At 62.8% G+C, this 19,808-nt stretch carries 11 protein-coding genes and 1 pseudogene; 7 read left to right on the top strand and 5 right to left on the bottom strand.

What is annotated here, in order from left to right:
- The first annotated feature begins 194 nt into the window (after window positions 1–194).
- From C7I87_RS26580 to C7I87_RS26570, 3 genes are all read left to right on the top strand, one after another.
- Window positions 195–8,777, top strand: a complete 8,583-nt coding sequence (locus C7I87_RS26580) for a glycoside hydrolase family 94 protein (protein WP_149907007.1) — start codon at window positions 195–197, stop codon at window positions 8,775–8,777.
- A gap of 372 nt (window positions 8,778–9,149) precedes the next feature.
- Window positions 9,150–10,922, top strand: a complete 1,773-nt coding sequence (locus C7I87_RS26575; protein WP_149907006.1) for a glucan ABC transporter ATP-binding protein/ permease — start codon at window positions 9,150–9,152, stop codon at window positions 10,920–10,922.
- Between the two features lie 99 nt (window positions 10,923–11,021).
- On the top strand, window positions 11,022–11,783 hold the full coding sequence (locus C7I87_RS26570; RefSeq protein ID WP_149907005.1) for a heme ABC transporter permease: 762 nt from the start codon (window positions 11,022–11,024) through the stop codon (window positions 11,781–11,783).
- 4 nt (window positions 11,784–11,787) lie between these two features.
- Here C7I87_RS26570 and C7I87_RS26565 read toward each other — a convergent pair whose 3' ends face one another.
- Window positions 11,788–12,846 (bottom strand): D-TA family PLP-dependent enzyme, encoded by a 1,059-nt coding sequence (locus C7I87_RS26565; protein ID WP_149907004.1) that lies wholly within the window; start codon window positions 12,844–12,846, stop codon window positions 11,788–11,790.
- 186 nt (window positions 12,847–13,032) lie between these two features.
- Here C7I87_RS26565 and C7I87_RS26560 point away from each other — a divergent pair, with 186 nt between their 5' ends.
- Together C7I87_RS26560 and C7I87_RS26555 are read left to right on the top strand one after the other, a co-directional pair.
- The gene (locus C7I87_RS26560; protein WP_149907003.1) at window positions 13,033–13,719 is read left to right on the top strand and encodes a D-lyxose/D-mannose family sugar isomerase; all 687 of its coding nucleotides are present in this window, start codon (window positions 13,033–13,035) and stop codon (window positions 13,717–13,719) included.
- A 75-nt stretch (window positions 13,720–13,794) separates the two neighbouring features.
- The gene (locus C7I87_RS26555) at window positions 13,795–14,196 is read left to right on the top strand and encodes a hypothetical protein (RefSeq protein WP_149907002.1); all 402 of its coding nucleotides are present in this window, start codon (window positions 13,795–13,797) and stop codon (window positions 14,194–14,196) included.
- 34 nt (window positions 14,197–14,230) lie between these two features.
- On the opposite strand, the pseudogene C7I87_RS26550 reads toward C7I87_RS26555, so the two are convergent.
- The 4 genes and pseudogenes from C7I87_RS26550 to C7I87_RS26540 all read right to left on the bottom strand — a co-directional run bounded on the left by C7I87_RS26550 (window position 14,231) and on the right by C7I87_RS26540 (window position 17,675).
- Window positions 14,231–15,915, bottom strand: a pseudogene (locus C7I87_RS26550) (hypothetical protein).
- Between the two features lie 245 nt (window positions 15,916–16,160).
- A complete protein-coding gene (locus C7I87_RS26545) occupies window positions 16,161–16,721 on the bottom strand; it encodes an outer membrane protein (protein WP_188394005.1) in 561 nt (186 codons plus the stop codon).
- Window positions 16,642–16,827, bottom strand: coding sequence for a hypothetical protein (locus C7I87_RS35385; RefSeq protein ID WP_188394012.1), 186 nt, complete (start codon window positions 16,825–16,827; stop codon window positions 16,642–16,644). Before C7I87_RS35385 ends, C7I87_RS26545 begins: the two co-directional genes overlap by 80 nt.
- 215 nt (window positions 16,828–17,042) lie before the next feature.
- The gene (locus C7I87_RS26540) at window positions 17,043–17,675 is read right to left on the bottom strand and encodes a hypothetical protein (protein WP_149907000.1); all 633 of its coding nucleotides are present in this window, start codon (window positions 17,673–17,675) and stop codon (window positions 17,043–17,045) included.
- A gap of 413 nt (window positions 17,676–18,088) precedes the next feature.
- Here C7I87_RS26540 and C7I87_RS26535 point away from each other — a divergent pair, with 413 nt between their 5' ends.
- Together C7I87_RS26535 and C7I87_RS26530 are read left to right on the top strand one after the other, a co-directional pair.
- A complete protein-coding gene (locus tag C7I87_RS26535; protein ID WP_149906999.1) occupies window positions 18,089–18,556 on the top strand; it encodes a hypothetical protein in 468 nt (155 codons plus the stop codon).
- 69 nt (window positions 18,557–18,625) lie between these two features.
- A complete protein-coding gene (locus tag C7I87_RS26530) occupies window positions 18,626–19,459 on the top strand; it encodes a S8 family serine peptidase (RefSeq protein ID WP_149906998.1) in 834 nt (277 codons plus the stop codon).
- Window positions 19,460–19,808: the final 349 nt, after the last annotated feature.

The following is a 19,808-nucleotide window of genomic DNA, read 5'->3' as shown; positions in this document are numbered from 1 at the left end:
GAATCCTCCCCGTCGATCGGTCCTGACGGGAGCGAGGGGCGCTCGTCTTTGAGTTTGGTCGAAAGATGACGCCCTGTCGTGGTGCGGAAACAAACTTTCGGCATAGGGGTTGATGCAACCAATTGCATTTTAACCGGTTTTAGGGCCATTGCCGTGGCGGTGATGCCGCTGAGTGCCCGCTTACGGAATTTTCAATGAATATTCAGACGAACCCAGCCCAGATCGAGAAGACAAGCGCGAGCTTTCCAGCTGTCACGGAAGAGCCGATAAGATCGACATTCCTGCCGGAGGAACGGCTCCGGCTGCTCGGCGAAAGCCTGGCCAAGGGCGATCTGACGGATCTGTTCGGCCTGATCCCGTTCGACTTTCAGGCCCGTATCCGTGACAGCGCCAAGAAGATCCTCGAAGTCTACCGGTCGACCAATGCCGCGCAGGCGAGAGGCGAAACCATCACGCCGGCCGCGCAATGGCTGCTCGACAACAACTATCTGATCGAAGAAACCATTTTCCAGGTCAAACGCGACCTGCCGCGCCGCTTCTACCGACAATTGCCGACCCTGAAACTGCCCGATGGCGGCACCGAGCCACGCGCATTGGCACTGGCCTGGACCTATGTCGCGCATTCTGACAGTTCCGTCTCTGCGACCATGTTCAAGGCCATCGTCCAGGGCTTCCAGTCGGTAGAGCCGCTGAAGATCGGCGAACTCTGGGCACTGCCGTCACTGCTGCGCTTCGTGCTGATCGAGAACCTCCGCCGCCTGGCGGTCAGGGTCAACCGCACCCGCCAGATGCGCCAGATTGCCAACGACGTGGCCGACAAGGTGCTGGCGACCGACGACAATCCGGATCGGCAGGCAATCCTCGCCAAGTTCAGCGCCCACGCGCAGGACACCACCTTTGCCACGCAACTGCTTTATCGCCTACGCGACGGATCGCAGAATGCCGGCAAGGCGCTGGAATGGCTGGAAGGCGAACTCGAGAAGACCGGTTCGGATGCCGAGGAAATCATCATTTCCGAGCACCAGACGCTGTCCAGCGGCAATGTCACCACCGGCAACATCGTCCGCGGCCTGCGCCTCATCAACGACGTCGACTGGACGGTGTGGTTCGAAGGCGTCAGCCGCATCGATACTGTGCTGCGCGAGCGCACCGATTTCGCCGCGCTCGACTTCTTCTCGCGCGATCAATACCGCACCGCGATCGAGGAACTGGCACGCCGCTCGAACCTGTCGGAGTACCGTGTCGCCGAAAAAGCCATCGAACTGGCCGGCCACGCCGTCGGTGAAACCGTCCCGGAAAGCGGTGAAGGGCTCGATGCCCAGGCCGCATCCGCTCACACCGATGTCGGTTTCTATGTCGTTGGCCCGCGCCGGCTGGAGCTGGAAAAGGCGATCGGCTACCGGCCCACGATCAGCCAGACGGTCAAACGGACCTTCGCCAAGACAGGCTGGCTCGGCATCGTCCTGCCCGTCTTCGCGCTGACCGTCCTGCTGCTCGTTCTGTCCGGCAACGCCCTTTCCAATCTCGGCCTGTCGGTGCCGTCGATCGTGATGATGCTGGCTCTGTTTGCCGTGCCGGCCAGCGAAGGCGCGCTCGCTTTCTTCAACACCGTGGTCTCACTGTTCCTCAAGCCGACACGCCTGATCGGTTACGACTACAGGCACGGTGTGCCGCCCGAGGCGCGTACTCTGGTGGTGGTGCCGTCGCTGATCGGCTCGCGTGACGATGTCGAGGAAAACATCCGCAACATCGAAGTGCATTACCTTGCCAATCTGGCGGACGAGATCCATTTCGCCCTGCTTTCGGATTGGCCCGACAGCAAGATCGAGGTCGATGCGGCGGACACCGAGATCCTCGACTTCGCCCGCGCCGAAATCGCCCGCCTCAACGCGCGCTATCCCTCCGAAGGCGCGCCCCGCTTCTACATCCTGCACCGCCGCCGGCTCTACAATGCCGCTCAAGGATGCTGGATGGGCTGGGAGCGCAAGCGCGGCAAGCTGCACGAGCTCGACCTCTTGCTGCGTGGCGACAGCGATACCACCTTCTTGCCGCTCGAAGTGCCGCTGCCGGAGAAGGTCGTCCATGTGATGACGCTCGACGCCGATACCCGCACCACCCGCGATGCTGTATCGAGCCTTGTCGGCAAGCTTTGCCATCCGCTCAACCGACCGCATTTCGACGCCACCAGGCGCGTCGTCACCGCCGGTTACACCATCCTGCAGCCGCGCATCACCGCTTCACTCACCAGCGGCGACGAAGCCTCGTTCTTTCAGCGCGTGTTCTCGGCCAACCGTGGCCTTGATCCCTATGTCTTCGCAGTTTCGGACCTCTATCAGGACGTCTTCAGCGACGGATCCTTCACCGGCAAGGGCCTCTATCATGTCGATGCCTTCGAGGCTGCCTTGCAGGGCCGCATCGAGGAAAACACCATCCTCAGCCACGATCTGCTCGAAGGCGCCCTGGCGCGCGCAGCACTGGTCACCGACGTCGAACTGGTCGAGGATTACCCGACCCGCTACTCGGTCGACGCCTCGCGGCACCATCGCTGGGCGCGCGGCGACTGGCAGCTTTTGGGATACATCTTCAACCCCCGCTCTGGTGTTCCAGCCTTGTCGCGCTGGAAGATGGTCGACAATCTGCGCCGCTCGCTGACGCCGATCTTCTGGGTGATGGCGGCGATCGCCGGCTGGACCTTGCTGCCCTTCACGCAGGCCGCGCAGTGGCAGGCCTTGCTGATCCTCAGCCTGTTCATGGCGCCGACCTTCGACGTGGTCAACGCCATCCTGCCCAAGAGCGGCGACCAGACGCCGCGCGGCCATTTCTCGGCGCTGGCGCGCGACGTCGCCTTCGGCACGGCCATGGTGGCGTTGAAGATCGTGTTGATGGCACACAACGCCTGGATGATGGGCGACGCCATCGTGCGCACGCTCTACCGGCTGTTCGTCAGCCGGCAGAACCTACTGGAATGGCGCACCGCTTCGCAGGCGCACAAGGCCGGCGACAACGATGTCGGCTCCTATTATGGCATGATGTATGGCGCCGTGATCATCGGCTTTGTCGGCCTCGCCATTCCGGTGCTGGCCGATTCCACCGGTGCCTTCGTCGCCTTCTTCTTCGCCTTGTTCTGGATCGGCTCGCCGGCGATCGCCAGTTGGATCAGCCGCTCCGCCGAAACCGAGGACCGGCTGCGTATATCGCAGGCCGATATTCACACCTTGCGCACCGTGGCGCGGCGCACCTGGCACTATTTCGAAAGCTTCGTGACGGCGGAACATCACAATCTGCCGCCGGACAATTTCCAGGAGAGCCCCGCGCCCGTCGTGGCGCCGCGTACCTCGCCGACCAATATCGGCGTCTACCTGCTCTCTGTCGTTTCGGCGCGCGATTTCGGGTGGATCAGCCTTTCCGATGCCATCACCCGCATCGATGCCACCATGACAACCATCGAGAGCATGCCGCGCCATCGTGGCCATCTCTTCAACTGGTACGACACCACGACGTTGAAGCCGCTCTATCCGCTCTATATCTCAGCCGTCGACAGCGGCAATCTCGCCGGCCATCTAGTGGCGGTGGCGGCTGCCTGCGCCGAATGGGCGGAAGCGCCTTCCGTTCACCTCCAGGGCGATTTCGAAGGCATTCTCGACACGGTGACCATTCTGAGCGAAAGCCTCGATGAACTGCCGGATGACCGCCGTCAGTTGCGTCCGTTGCGCCAACGCCTTGTCGATCGCCTCGATGGCATGAGGCGCGCCGTCGAGACGATCAAGGCGCAACCCGAAATGGCCTCGATCCGCACCATCAACCTGGCGGTCCTGGCCGGCGAAATCCGCAAGCTCGCCACCGCCATTCACACCGAGGCCGCATCGCCGCAGAGTGACGTCATCGTCGACTGGGCGGCAAGGCTCGAAGCCACCTGTGAGGCGCACGTCCATGACGCCCACAGCGACGAAAACGCGGTCGAGGCTCTGCGTGCCAAGCTGCTCACCTTGCGCGAGCGCACCCGTCGTTTCGCCTTCGAGATGGAATTCGCCTTCCTGATGCGGCCGGAGCGCAAGCTTTTGTCGATCGGCTACCGGGTCGAGGAACATCAACTCGACGAAAGCTGCTACGACCTTCTCGCCTCCGAGGCGCGGCTGACCAGCCTGTTCGCCATCGCCAAGGGCGATTTGCCGACCGAACACTGGTTCAGGCTTGGCCGCCCGATCGTCGAGATCGGCTTCCAGGGCGCGCTGATGTCGTGGTCGGGCTCGATGTTCGAGTATCTGATGCCGCCGCTGGTAATGAAGGAGCCGCAAGGCTCCATCCTAAACCAGACCAGCAAACTGATCATCAAGCGCCAGATGCAGTACGGCCGCCAGAAGAACGTGCCGTGGGGCATCTCGGAAGCCGCCTACAACGCCCGCGACCGGGAACTGACCTATCAGTACACCAATTTCGGCGTGCCGGGCCTTGGGCTGAAGCGCGGCCTTGGCCAGAACACGGTGATTGCGCCTTACGCGACTATCATGGCGGCACAATTCAACCCGCGCGAAGCGGTGCAGAATCTGGCCCGGCTGCGCGAGATCGGCGCGCTTGGCCGTCACGGTTATTATGATGCGGTAGACTTCACGCCGCAGCGCGTGCCGGAAGGCACCAACCACGCGGTCGTGCTGAATTACTATGCCCACCATTCGGGCATGTCGATCGCCGCCGTCGCCGACGCCATTTTCGAGGGTCGCCTGCGCGATCGCTTCCACAGCGATCCGGTCATTGAGTCGGCCGAACTGCTGCTGCAGGAGAGGGCGCCGCGCGACATTCCGACCGCCACCGTCCGCACCGAGGCCGACGAGCGCTCCAAGGACGAGACCGAAACCGAGAGCCCCGACACCCGCATCGTGCTCGATCCCGTGCGGGCGTTGCGTTCGACCAATGTGATGTCGAATGGCCGCTATTCGGTGATGGTGACCGCGACGGGCTCCGGCTACAGCCGCTGGGGCGATCTTTCCGTCACCCGCTGGCAGCCGGATCCGGTCGAGGACCGGCTTGGCTCCTACATCTTCCTGCGCGACGTCAGCACCGGAGACTGGTGGTCGGCAACGGCGGAGCCCAAGCGCGCGGCCGAGGAAAGGACGCAGACCCTGTTTTCCGACGACAAGGCGAGCTTTGTCAAAACCGCCGGCACGCTGCGCTCCGAGGTGGAATGCATCGTCATTTCCGAGGGCAATGGCGAGGGCCGCCGGATCACGCTCTACAATGAGAGCACATCCGACCGTCACATTGAAGTGACGTCCTTTGCCGAACTGGTGCTGGGTTCGGAGGCTTCCGACAACGCGCATCCGGCTTTCTCGAAGATGTTCGTGGAAACGGAAATCGCTCCCAACAATGGCGCGATCTTCGCCACGCGCCGCAAGCGCGAGACCAGCGAGCCCAATGTCACCCTGGTGCATTTCGTTACCGATCCGTCGGGACCGGCGCGTGATGCCGAGGCCGAGACCGACAGGCGCGCCTTCATCGGCCGTGGCCGCACCATCGTCGATGCCGCGGCCTTCGATCCGGGTGCCAGGCTTGGTGGCCATTCCGGCTTCACGCTCGATCCCATCGCCTCGCTGCGCCGACAGGTGCGCGTGCCCGCCAACAAGAAGATATCGCTGACCTTCTGGACCGTCGTCGGGGCCAATCGCGCCGAGCTGGAGGACGCGATAAACCGGCTCGACCATCAGGAGAGCTTTGCCCGCCAGGCCATGCTTGCCTGGACGCGCAGCCAGGTGCAGACCCGCCATATGGGCCTCAGCCTGACCGATGCGGCCAATGTGCAGAAACTAGCGCGCTATCTGATCTATCCCGATCCGTTCCTGCGGTTGCCCGCCGAGTCCATCGCTTCCGGGCTGGGCAAGCAGTCGAGCCTGTGGCCGACCAGCATTTCGGGCGATTTCCCGATCTTCCTGGTCAGGATCGGCGACGTCGCCGATCTGGAGATCGTTGCCCAGGCATTGCGTTTCCAGGAATATATGCGCACCCGCGGCATGATGATCGACTTCGTCGTCGTCAACGAGCAGGCTTCGTCCTATGTCCAGGATCTGCAGCGCGCGGTCGAGACGCTGTGCGAAAACAGCCGTCTGCGCGGCAAGGAACTAGGACCCCGCCAGCACATCTTCGCGGTTCGCCGCGACCTGATGGAGGAAACCACCTACAAGACGCTGCTCGCCGTCGCCCGGGTTGTGCTGCATACGCGCAATGGCACCATCTTCGACCAGATCGAACGGGCCGAGGCGGCCGCACTGCAGGCACGCGATGGCTTGCAGCCGGCAGGATTGCCAGGCCCGCGCGAAATTCCGGCGCCCGCACCGCAGATGCATGCAATTGCCTCGCAGGCCGATGTCAGCGCCGATGGCACCGGCCTCAGCCAGTGGAACGGCTTCGGCGGCTTCGACGGCGACGGGCGGCACTATGTGGTACGGCTGGCTGGCCGGCGCACCACGCCGCAGCCCTGGATCAACGTCGTCTCCAATGCCTCGTTCGGCTTCCACACCTCGGCCGAGGGTGCTGCCTTCACCTGGAGCCGCAACAGCCGCGACTACCAGTTGACGCCATGGTCGAACGACCCGGTTTCGAACCGGCCGGGCGAGGGCATCTATATTTACGACCAGGCCAGCGGCAAGGCGTTCTCGCCGATCGCCGCGGTGGTGCGCGATCCCTCGATGACCTACGAAGCCTGGCATGGCCAGGGCTTCTCGACCTTCCGCTCGAAGCGCGGACCGTTGTCGATGGATCTGACCCACGTCGTCGATCCCATCGATCCGGTGAAGATCACGCGGCTGCGCATCCAGAATTCCGGCTCCGTACCGGCCCGGCTGCGCGTCTACGCCTATGCCGAATGGGTACTTGGCGGGCATCGGTCGCGCACCGCGGCAACCATAGTGCCGTCTCGCGACGGTGCCACCGGCGCGCTGCTGGCGCAAAATCCCTACGGGCTCGATTTCAGCGAGCGGGTGGCCTTCCTCGCCGCCGACGCCGGCGTCCACTCGGTGACATCAGACCGCGCCGAGTTCCTCGGCCGGCACGGATCCAGCGAGTTGCCGCAGGCGGTGCTGAGTGGCGCGGCGCTGTCGGGTCGCGTTGAGGCTGGCGATGATCCTTGCGCGGCGATCGCCCGCGACATCGAGATTCAGGCTGGCGGCGACGTCACGCTCATCTGGCTGCTCGGCGATGCCGAGTCTGCTGCGCAAGCAAGCGCGCTGGTGCAGCAGCACCGCGGCAAGGATTTCGACCAGCGCCTGGCCGACAACGAGCGCGAATGGCGCGCCTTCCTCGACACCATCCAGGTCGAGACGCCGGACAAGGCACTCGATGCCATGGTCAATCACTGGCTGCCCTATCAGAGCCTTGCCTGCCGCATCCGCGCCCGCTCGGCCTTCTATCAGGCAAGCGGCGCCTTCGGCTTCCGCGACCAGTTGCAGGACACGCTCGCCTTGCTGGCGCATGATCCGACGCTGGCGCGCGACCAGATCCTCAACGCCGCGCGGCGGCAGTTCCCGGAAGGCGACGTGCAGCATTGGTGGCTGCCGCGCACCGGGGCCGGCGTGCGCACCCTGATCTCGGACGACGTGGTGTGGCTCGCCCACGCCACGGCCCGCTATCTCATGGTGACGGGCGACGCCACCATCCTGAAGGAGCAACTGCCTTTCCTCGACGGACAGGCGCTGGGCGAAGGCGAGCACGACGCCTTCTTCACCCCGGAAATCTCCAAGAAGACAGTTTCGCTCTACGACCACTGCGCGCGTGCGCTCGACCTTGCCATCAAGCGCAGCAGTCCAGCCGGCCTGCCGTTGATCCTCGGCGGCGACTGGAACGACGGCATGAACCGTGTCGGCGAGCACGGCAAGGGCGAGAGCGTGTGGCTGGGCTGGTTCCTGCTGAAGACGCTGGGCGACTTCGCCGCGGTCGCCAAGACCGAGGGCGACACCAAGCGCGCACAGGCCTGGGCAAAGCATGCCGACGCGCTGAAGCGGGCGCTTGAAAGCACGGCATGGGACGGCGAATGGTACCGGCGCGGCAGTTTCGATGACGGCTCGCCTTTGGGGTCGCGTACATCCGAGGAGTGCAAGATCGACTCCATCGCCCAGTCCTGGAGCGTGCTTTCAGGTGAGGGCGACCCGGCGCGATCGACGACGGCGATGCAGCAGGCGACGAAGCTGCTCGTCGACGACCGTCTCAAGATCGTAAAACTGTTCACGCCACCCTTCTCGACGACGCAGAAGGATCCCGGCTACATCAAGAGCTATCCACCTGGCGTTCGCGAGAATGGCGGTCAGTATACCCACGCCGCCACCTGGTTCGTCATTGCGCTCGCCGAGATGGGGCAAACCGATGAGGCCTATCGCTGCTTTTCGATGCTGAACCCGGTCAACCATGCGTTCGACGAGGCCTCGACCGAGCACTACCGCGTCGAACCCTATGTGGTGGCGGCCGATATCTATGCCGAGGACGACAAGGGTGGGCGCGGCGGCTGGACTTGGTACACTGGCTCGGCGGGTTGGCTTTACCGGGCTGCGGTCGAAGGCATCCTGGGCATCGAGCGGCGCGGCAAGCAGATCACGTTCCGGCCGAAGCTACCCAGCCACTGGGATGGCTACCAAGCCTCGCTCAAGATGCTGGGCGCTGACATCAAGGTCCAGGTCGTTCGCGACAAAAAGACCAAGACGATCGCGCTCGAAGTCAACGGATCGAAGACAAAATCGGCGTCCTTTGAACCCAAAGCTGGAGGCCAGACCGAGGTCGTGGTCAAGATACCGGCGTAAAATCAGAGCTTTAGGTCAGAAGCGCGCGCGCCTTCCAGGACGCGCGCCGCTGCGCCCCGTTTACTTGCGCGCTGTCTGTGGGGTGTCCGCCAAACACGCCCGAAGCCGACCGTGCAAGCCTGCGGTGATTAAAAATGTGGCACTGCTCGGCTACTGCCATGATTTTGCCGCAAGGCTGACATTTCACCTTTTATCTCAAACCGTTAGGTGATCACGTCAGATTTCGTATCGTCGTCATCTTTTGTTCGCTAAATGGGAACGGAAGCGATAGACGGGCATTGTTTTGCGACGCATCAACCGTTACGTGTCGGGAGATGGTGCAGTGCACAATATTGGTATTGGGCACAATAGAAAGTTGGCGGAGTAGCTGAAGTGTCACTTCTGCAGATCTATTGGAGAGCGCTGGGGTATCTGGCTGCCGACAAGAAGCGCGTCGCGCTGATCTGTGCGGCCAACGTCGCGCTTGCAGCCATCGCGATCCTTGAGCCCATCCTTTTAGGCCGGGTGATCGGCGCTATTTCCGAAAAAGGTCCGGTGTTTTCGACGCTCGCGGTCTGGGCAGCTCTCGGTGTCTTCAATGTCATAGCCTTTGTGCTGGTGGCGCGTGGCGCCGACCGCTTCGCCCACGCCCGCCGTTCGGAAGTGTTGTGCCAGTCCTTCGAGCGCGTAATCACCATGCCACTCGCCTGGCATCACCAGCGCGGCACTTCCAATTCGCTTCACACGCTGCTGCGCGCCGTTGAAACCCTTTTCAGCCTGTGGCTCGAATTCATGCGCGTGCATCTCTCGACGGCCATCGCGCTGGTACTGCTGGTGCCAACCGCGCTTGCCATGGACGTCCGCATGTCCATTGTGTTGCTTGGCCTCGGCGTGCTTTACGTTGGCATCGGCCGTATCGTCATGCGCCGCACCAAGTCGGGGCAGACCGCCGTCGAGCGTCACTACCATACTGTGTTTGCCCATGTGACCGATAGCGTCAGCAATGTCGCCGTGCTGCAAAGCTACAACCGCATCGGCCATGAGACCGCGACGTTGAAGCGTTACGTCAAGGGCCTGCTCGACGCGCAGAATCCCGTGCTCGACTGGTGGGCGATCGCCAACGCGCTGAACCGCCTGTCGTCGACCATCTCGATGATGATCGTGCTGTCGATCGGCGCTTATCTCGTCACCCGTGGCCAGCTCCGCGTCGGCGACGTGGTCGCCTTCACCGGCTTTGCCGGAATGCTGATCGCCCGTCTCGACCAGATGTCGGCCTTCACCACCCAGATTTCCGAGGCGCGCGCCAAGCTCGAGGACTTCTACCGCCTTGAAGACTCGGCAGCCGACACTGCCGAGCCGGACGGCCTGCGCGACCTTGCCAACGTCACCGGTCATGTCCGTTTCGAGGATGTCAGCTTCGAGTTCGCCAATTCGGGGCAGGGCGTCAGCGATGTATCCTTCGAGGTCCAGGCTGGCCAGACCGTCGCCATCGTCGGGCCGACGGGTGCGGGCAAGACCACGCTCATCAACTTGCTGCAGCGCGTCTACTCGCCGTCCAGCGGTCGTATCCTGATCGACGGCATCGATACCCGCACCGTGACCCGCAAGTCGCTGCGCCATTCGATCGCCACCGTGTTCCAGGATGCCGGGCTTCTCAACCGCTCGATCGAGGACAACATCCGGGTCGGTCGTGCCGACGCGACCAACGACGAGATCCATGCCGCCGCCGCCGCGGCCGCGGCGCAGGATTTCATCCTGGCCAAGAGCAATGGCTACGACACGGTGGTCGGTGAACGTGGCGGCCAGCTGTCCGGCGGCGAGCGCCAGCGCATCGCCATTGCCCGTGCCGTGCTGAAGGATGCTCCGATCCTGGTGCTCGACGAGGCGACCAGCGCGCTGGACGTCGAAACCGAGGATCGCGTCAAGGAAGCGATCGACGAATTGCGCCGCGACCGCACCACCTTCATCATCGCCCACCGCCTGACCACCGTTCGCGACGCCGATCTGGTAGTGTTCATGGACAAGGGCAAGGTGGTCGAGATGGGTGGCTTCGCCGAACTGTCGCTGCGCAACGGCCGTTTCGCCAGCCTGCTGCGCGCCGGCGGGCTGCTCAACGACGAGGAAGTCCGCCGCCTCAGCCGCTCCGTACAGGGCGAAGCCGCCTGAGCAGTCAATGGTTCTTCCTTCTCGCGAACGGGAGAAGGCAAGCACTGCGACACCCCCGCTCGATTGCCCCAAACGCGTCGGCGGTCTATGTAAAGTCGCATGAGTGACACCACCTCACGCCTGAGCGGCTGGACCGATCTTGCCAATCCGACGCGGTTCGTCGGGCTGGCCGACAGGGTTGTGCCGTGGCTGGCGGCGTTCGCCGCGCTCGTCCTCGTGGCTGGCCTCTATATGAGCTTCACCGCGCCCGAGGATTTCCAGCAAGGCATCACGGTGCGCATCATGTACATCCATGTGCCTTTCGCCTGGCTCGCCATGATGTGCTACACGCTGATGGCGGTCTCCGCCCTCGGCACGCTGGTCTGGCGCCATCCGCTGGCCGATGTCGCCCTGAAATCGGCCGCCCCCATAGGTGCGGTCTTCACCGCGCTGGCGCTGATCACCGGTTCGATCTGGGGCAAGCCGATGTGGGGCACCTGGTGGGTTTGGGACGCAAGGCTGACCTCGGTCTTCGTGCTGTTCCTGATGTATCTCGGCATCATCGCGCTGACCCGTGCGCTAGACGATGCCAGCCGCGCCGCCTGGGCCGCCGCCATCATCACGCTGGTCGGCTTCATCAATATCCCGATCATCAAATTCTCGGTCGACTGGTGGAACACGCTGCACCAGCCGGCTTCCGTGTTCAGGCTCGGTGGTCCGACCATCGACCCCAGCCTGCTCTGGCCGCTGCTGGTGATGGCCGTCGGCTTCACCGTGCTGTTCTTCACGCTGCACCTGATGGCGATGCGCACCGAAATCCGGCGCCGCCGCGTCATTGCCATGCGGCGGGTGGCGGCGCGGCAGGCGGAGCGACCGGCCTAGAAATTCACCCCATCAGCCCGCGCGCCGTCACCGGCAGCGTTTCCAGCACCGTCTCTCCATCGATCAGATTGACCTCGTTGAACAGGTTGGTGACGACGCAGCAATGGTCCGGCACCACGCGCACGCGCTCGCCGATGCGCAGCTTGCCATCGCCGGAAAGCGTGACCGTGCCGTGCTCCTCGCTCAGGCCCGTCACCAGCGCTCCCGTCACGCCCATCAACTCGCCGAAATCCTTTAGTCCCAGCGTGTCGCTGGACAAGGCCTTGCTGCCGGCATCGAGGATGGCGCGGCTCGCCGTCGGGTGGCTGACCACCGTCGACAGCACCGTCAGCGCGCAATCGTCGAGGCTGCCGACGCCTTTCGCGACCTGGTAGCGATCGAGATAGATATAGGTCCCGGGCCGATACTCGGTGACGACGGAGGCATCGGCGGAACGCCACATGTCAGGCGTGCCGCCGCTGGAGATGCGCTCACAGGCGAGCCCTGAAGCCGCCAGCGCCTGTTTGGCGTCGGCAAGCCAGGCTTCGGCCTCCACTGCCCGGCCGGCGGCGGGATAGGTCATCAGCCCGCCAAATGCAACGCCGCCTGCCTTGTCGATCACCCGCGCCAGCGCAACCGCTTCATTGGCCGTCTGCACGCCGCAGCGCCCCATGCCGGTGTCGCATTCGACCAATACCGATAGCGGATGCCCGGCATCGGTGAAGGTGGCGGCGAGCCCTTCCAGCGTCTGTGCGCTGTCGGCCGTCACCGACAGCGTCACGCGGCCATGCAGCGCCTTCAGCCGTTCGAGCTTGGCGCGGCCAAGAATGTTGTAGGGGAGAAAGATATCCGTCAGCCCGGCATCGGCCATTACCTCGGCCTCGCCGATCTTCTGGCAAGTGATGCCGACGGCGCCCGCCGCCATCTGCTTCTTCGCCCAATAAGGCAGCTTGTGCGTCTTGATGTGCGGCCTGAGCTTCAGCCCGTTCTTGTCGGCGTGAGCCTGCGCGCGGGCGATATTGGCTTCGGCGCGCGCGGCATCGATGAGGATCGACGGCGTATCGAGGTCATGGATGGTCGGCATCGGTTATATCCTGTGCAATTCGCAGGGGTTATGAGCCCGAAAGCGCGTGATGTCACGCGGCCAGCGGGCCCGATCGGTGGGCCATGAGCGGGAGCGTGCAAGGCTCGAACAGGCAAGATGGATCGACACCGCACCGGCGTTCGGCTATGCGATTTGTCGGAAGACTCGACACGAAGGGTTGCGATCATGAAACGCTCCGCCATCAACGAAATCATCCGCGAAGCCGACGCTTTCATCCGCTCGTTCGGCTACATCATGCCACCCTTCGCCTACTGGTCGCCCGAGGAGATGAAGGCGCGCCAGGTCGATTCCTCTGCCATCTTTACCTCACGGCTCGGCTGGGACATCACCGACTACGGCCAGGGCAAGTTCGACGATCTCGGCCTGTTCCTGTTCACCGTTCGCAACGGTCGCTACGAAGACATGAAGAAGGGCATGGGCATGCTCTATGCCGAGAAGATCATGATCTCGCGCAAGGACCAGATGTCGCCGATGCACCGCCACAACATCAAGGCCGAGGACATCATCAACCGCGGCGGCGGCAAGCTGGTGCTGGAACTGTTCATGCATGATCGCGACGGCGGTATCGACCCCAAGGCCGAGGTGTCGGTGCCGGTCGATGGAACCATCCACCGGCTGCCGGCGGGCGGGCTGCTGAAGCTCGATCCCGGCCAGAGCGTCACGCTGCTGCCCGGCGTGTGGCACGCCTTCTGGGCCGAGGGCAAGGATGTGCTGATCGGCGAGGTGTCGACCGTCAATGACGATCGCACCGACAACGTCTTCCGTGAGCCGATCGGCCGTTTCGCCGATATCGAGGAAGACACGCCGCCATTGCACCTTTTGGTGGCCGATTACGACAAATGGCTGGGCTGAGGGCATTCCGCCCTCAGCACCGATCCGCTCCCTGATTTGCAGGGCCAGCAACCAAGTCCGACAAGGAGTAAAATCTTGAAAGCAGCTCTAGTCCTAGCCATTGCCGCCTTGGCGGCCCTCAGCTTCGGTATGCCGGCCCAGGCAGCCGGTTTCGATAACATTGTCCTTTCCGCGACAAAGGACGGGGGAACGCCTCAGAGCAACTTCCCTGCCGACACACCGGTGATTTACGTGTCGGCTGAGTTGGTGGATATCGCGCCCACATCGAAAATCACATTCTCCTGGGTCTCGGTTGATTCCCACGGCGCCGCACCGGCAAACTACACCATCGACAAGGTCGACCTCGACGTTGGAGCCAACACCGAGGCTGATTCACAACTCAGCAAACCCACGGCGGGATGGCCGGCGGGTACCTATCGTGTTGATTTGGCCATCGATGGAACGGTTGCGGACTCGGTGCCCTTCAGCATCCCCTGATGGGAATGAACTGCCCGGGAAGAGCGCGATAGACTCAATGACAACAGCTGAGTGCCGATTGCACGCTCGTCCGGCACAGGCAGGATGAGCTGATCGGCACGTCTGTCCTGGCCAGGGCCGCGGTGAGCGCGGCCTGTAGTCCCGGCAGCTCTTCGCTCTCGCCGCGCCGCCTCAAACATTCCACCAGTCCGTGCAGCGCCCAGACATTGTTCGGGTGCTGGGCGCAACGCTGCACCTTGCCGCTCAGGCCGAGATCGTCGCGATAGACCTGCTCGGCTTCCTCGGCGTGTCCCTGATCGAGAAGCAGCGCCGCCAGCGCATGGCGCGGCGGGTGCATCCACGCCCAAGGTTCGGTGTAGAACAGATTGTCGTCCAGCTCGACCGCGTGCCTGAGATGGCTATAGGCCTCCTCGTGCCGGCGCTGGTGGTAGGCAAGCTCGCCATCGAGCAAGGCGGCACCGACGGCAAGCGAGGCGCGGGTGGGGTTGCTGAGGAACCGCCGCTCGGGCGCAATGCCTTCGAGGTGCTGGCGAAACAGCTCGCGCTCGCGCTCGGCTTCGGCGAATTGCCTCAACGTCGCATGCGCGACGCCCTTGGCGTAGTGCTGCATGGCCGCCGTCAGCACATAGAGGCCGGGCTCCTCGGTCACCGGTTCGTCGATGATCTCCTGCCAGCGCCCGAAGCGCACCGACACATGCGATTTCATCGCATGATAGCCCTCCACCGTCTGGGTGAGTTTTGGCCGATCCAGGATGGCGACCACGTCACGCGTCACCAGGCTGCGCACCTTGTCGGCGGCCCATAGCGCCGGCTGGTACTGGCCAAGGAACATGCAGGTGAACATCATCAGGTGCAGATCGTGGCAGCAGCCGAGCAGATAGTAGGTCGGCTCATCCGCATAGGCGAGATAGAGGTCGTTGGCCCGAACCGCCTTCTCGCTGGCGAGCTTCGCTTTTTCATAGTCGCCGCACAGCACATAAATATGCCCCGGCATATGGTTCATGTGCCCGGCATCGGGGCACATCTCGCCGAGCAGATCGGCCGAGCGCATGCCGCGTTCCGGCATGGTGGACATTTCCAGGAGGTGGATGTGCAGATGGACGATCGCCGGGTGCTGGGCGATGCCGGCTTCGTCCGCGAGCCGGATCGACCGCTCGCACACCTCCAGCGCTTCGACGACATCAGAATTCGGCGCCGGTGCACCGGTCTTGAGGTTCCAAAGCCGCCGCACCGTGCGCATCATCAGGGCCTCGACGAACGGCGCCATCACATCATGGTCGTCGGGAAAGGTTTCGTAGACCCGCCGCATCGCGGCGGCATAGGCATCATTCCATTGTTCGAATTCCTGGAGGCTCACGCGCTGCGGTTTCTGGAAACGGCAGGCCAACGCCTCGATCAACTTCCTTTCGACCTCGCTGGCTGATGCCGCATTGGCGCGCGCGAGCTGGACATGCTCGAAACAGCGCTTGGTCGCGGTGTTTGCCTCGGCCTCGCCATGCTCCTTCCAGGTCAGATTGTAGAAAGGCCCGGCGGCATAGGCGATGCCCAATGCACCATGGCGCAGCGGGAATCCGTCTCCAGCGCCTTCTCGAAGCACTTGATGCCTTCCTCGTGGTTGAAGCCGTAGCACCAGTTCAGGCCGATATCGAACCAGCGCTGGGTTTCTGCCGAGCGGGTGGAGATGGGGCGGCGGTAGGCGCCGAGATTGAAGCGGTCCATGTGGTCTCATTCAAAGTCTGGTCGGCCGTGAGCCAAGCCGGATTCCTTTGCCATCAATGTGTGCCGAAATCTGCGGGCATGGCAAACGTCATGGGTTCCATCGCCACTTTTGAGAGGACAAGGCGGGTTCCTCTCACAAGAAAAGCCGCCCGGCTCATCTAAGCAAGGGCGACTTTTGAAAAATGGAGGCCTGAGGGGCCTTCTCGCGGCGCTTTCTCAATTAGCCTAGGAAGCAAATCTGCAAATCAGAATTTATAGGCGATCCCGATTCTGACTTCGTTGGTCTTGATGTGTTCGTGCTCTTCCCATCCCGGATCGGTGTTGTCGGTGACAGTCGTAACCTTGCCGAAATCTGTATAACGATATTCGGCCTGACCAACCCAATTTTTGTTGAAGGCGTAAGCGAGGCCAGCGCCGATCGTCCAGCCAGCCTTCACTTCCGACTTGGAATCCGTTGCCGCGCCATCTTCGAACTTCGTGTGAATATCCCCGAGGGCCAGACCACCGGTGACATAGGGCAGCCAATTGTCGAAGGCATAGCCCAAGCGCCCGCGCAATGAGCCTTGGGCGTAGATATGGGTATTGTCATCAGTGCCGAACAGCCAGTCTGGATTGTGACCGACAGCTCCGGAGGCCTCGATATCGCCTTCGATGCCGGCGACAATGTTGCCCCATTGCATATTATAGCCGGCAAAAACACCGCCGGTGACTCCATGGACCCTGAAGCTATCCGCCGCCGAGGACGTTTTCGTCCTGGATATGATCTTTGCCCCAGGCGTAACCGATCTGGCCGCCGATATAGGCACCTGTCCAATCATAAGTGGAAGCGACCGGGAGCTCGTTCACAACATCAGCCGCCATGGCAGAGGTAAGAGTGGCGCCCAGAACTGCTGCAGCCAAAATGTACTTCATTGGGTATTCCCGCCACGTTGAACTGTGCTCAACCAACGCCCTATGTATCAGATGGATTCACTAACGGAATGCAATTGAGTAGTCGGAGTGCACAGTTTCCCGAAGCGTGTTGCGATGGTGCAACAAAAAAGCGTTTTGGAGGGGGTGCCGAAATCTGTAGGCATGGCAAACGCGATGAGCTTTGGCGTGGATGTAAAGTGCGGCGGCGCGCCATCCTAGTCGGTCGCATCAGGTGCCACTTCGTTTTGCCAGCCGGCTAGCTCCGGCAGGTCGTCAAGCCAACTTTTCTCGGTGATCAAGGCATCGCTGGCCTGCGGTGCGGTCTCCGTGGCATTTTGAATCAGCCAGTCCACCCACTTCCGATAGGCAACCGGGTCCGTCTGGGGCGGCAGCACCTTGGCCTTGAGCAGCATCCTCTTGCGGAAGCTGGTTTGCCTGCGCAGTTTGGTCGTCGTGAACTTGATTGCCTTGCCTTGGTATTCAACGGTCCAGCGGTCGCCCCCATGACTGACAAGCCTGTCGATGGCGAAACCGGCATCGACCGGTCTGTCCCGCCAGGGAAGCGCGATGGCGTTCTTCCGCAGATCGATGGCCCACCGCCTGTAGTTGGCCCCGGGACGCTGGGGCGGCAGCACGCCGGCCTGCTCGAGCATCTTCCTACGGAAGGTAGGCTCCTTCTTGAGCTGACCGGTCGTCAGTTCGATTCGATGTCCACGAAATTCGATATGCCATCGGACCCTGCCGTTGCCGACATACTTCACCAGTCTGTCGATGAAGAACTCGCCATCGGCAAGCACCACGCATCCCTGCTTGATGCTTTCGACAATGAACTCGGTGTCAGTGACCATCAGGCGGCCTAATGCAGGAAACTTCACAGAGAGCTTAGCCAGTGAAACGCACCCGCGACCATTGAATAATACCGAGGGTTGGAGTGACCAGCGCTGTGGAAACTTGGCTGGGGAACCTGGATCCCCAGCCAGCATGAATTCGCGCTTTCACAAGCCGTTGAAGTCGCACCGGATTTCGGTCCTAGTTCGCGTTTGGGCATCGCCACTGGTGCCCAGATCCGGGCCCGACGTCAACTGCATTTGCGTCGACCGTGAACTTGTGGGGCCGGGGTATGTTTGGTTTGGCGATAGTCGGACCCTGAGCCGTCAACTCACAACCGTTTGGTTGGGGGTTCGAGTCCCTCCAGGCCTGCCAGATTGTTATATTTGACAGGCAGCTCAAGCCCCGGTTCCGAAGCTCCCGATGAAGATGCGTGCGGCCGCTCAAGAACGCCCAGGCGCGCGGTAATCTGACGATCAGGAACTACCCCTCGGGGCATATGATCTATCTAGACGGCGCTTCGCGAATGGCGATGAAAGCCGATCTCGCGGCCATGTATGACCGTGCCGTTGGCACACGCCGCGCGCGCCTGCGCGCCAGGGCAGAGCTGTCGCATTTGGTGCCCAACATCGTCCGGCCCTATTTCAAGCTGCCTGGCATCGGCAATGTCGCCTTTCGCCCGGCTGCGGCAGGGGCGGAGCCCTGGAACGTGCCGGATCTGTGTCGGGCCTATTCCTGGCCGACCGGCCTCGCCGGCGGCGGCGTGATCGCCATCATCGAGTTCAGCGGCGGGTGGGTGCTAAAGGACATCGACGCCTATTTCCGCTCGACGGGCCTGCCAGTGCCGACCATTGTCGACGTGCCGATCGGATCCGGCCGCAACGATCCCAACAAGCACTAGGGCAACCCTGCCGCCGACCCCGACCGTGAGGTTGCGCTCGACATCGAAGTCGCCGCCGCAGCCTATTCAGTGGCCACAGGCGAAGCTGCAAATATCCGGATCTACTGGGCGGACGCCACCGACTGGGGCGCGATGGCGACCGCCATCACCGCCGCCGCGGCCGACGGCTGCGACGTCTGTTCGATCTCCTGGGGCTCCGATGAGACCAACTGGAAGGCGGCGGCCGCGATGGCGGGCGTCGACTATCCCGGCAGGCTGAGCACGGCGGCGGAGGCCGCCGCCAAGGCGGGCATAATCATCTTCGCGGCTTCGGGCGACAATGATTCCTCTGACGGCGGGACAGACCCGGCCAATGTCGATCTGCCGTCCTCCTGTCCGTTCGTGGTTGGCTGCGGCGGCACCATGAAGCCTCACGACGGCAATGCCGAAGAGACCGTCTGGAACGACGACCCCGGTAACCCGAATGGGTCGGGGACGGGCGGTGGTTTCTCAGAGCTGTTCCACCCGATGCCGGCCTGGCAGGCCGGGGCGCCGCACGGACCGGGCCGCATGGTGCCTGACGTCTCGGCCAATGCGGACCCATATACGGGCTACAATGTCTTCGTCCACGGCCGACAAGAAGCGATCGGCGGCACCAGCGCCGTGGCACCGCTCTATGCCGGCCTGTTTGCCGCCTTCGGCCGCAAGCTCGGGCTTGTGACGCCGCAGCTCTGGCTCAACCACACATGCTTCAACGACATTATCCACGGCGACAACGGCTATTTCCGGGCTCGCGTCGGTCCTGACCCGTGCACCGGTATCGGCACTCCCATTGCGAGCAAGCTGGGCACGTTGTTCGAGGCGCTGAACAAACCCCCAGTGCACCCGCCACGCGGCCAACGCCGAAATCCAACGAGGGCTTGAGCCTGCAAGCATTTCAGGTCCGAATGGAGCGATGCTTCCAGCAACGTTGCCGATGTTGCCGAGCACTTAGCGCTCTGGCGGTGGGGAGGTCTTCGAAGGACGAGGGCGCATTCCGTTTGGGAATGTTATATCTGCTTAGGTCCAAAAAACAGAAAGCGGCTGAATTATCCTGACATGATGATTTGAAGAGTTTTGGCAAACAATCGACAGATTTGTTTTCCTGTACGACGAAGCCGGCGGCCGCCCCGCGAAGCCCCGCCGGTTAGGCCCGGCCCCACTGCCCCCAACCGGTGTGCCGGGCCGCCTAATGCATGTCGCCCGGAAGTGTCCTCGGTTCCGGGATAACGAC

The sequence above is a fragment of the Mesorhizobium sp. SARCC-RB16n genome, assembly GCF_008520305.1.
Taxonomy (GTDB): domain Bacteria; phylum Pseudomonadota; class Alphaproteobacteria; order Rhizobiales; family Rhizobiaceae; genus Mesorhizobium.
Note: the sequence above shows the minus strand (reverse complement) of the source record. Positions and strands in the feature narration are given on the sequence as shown.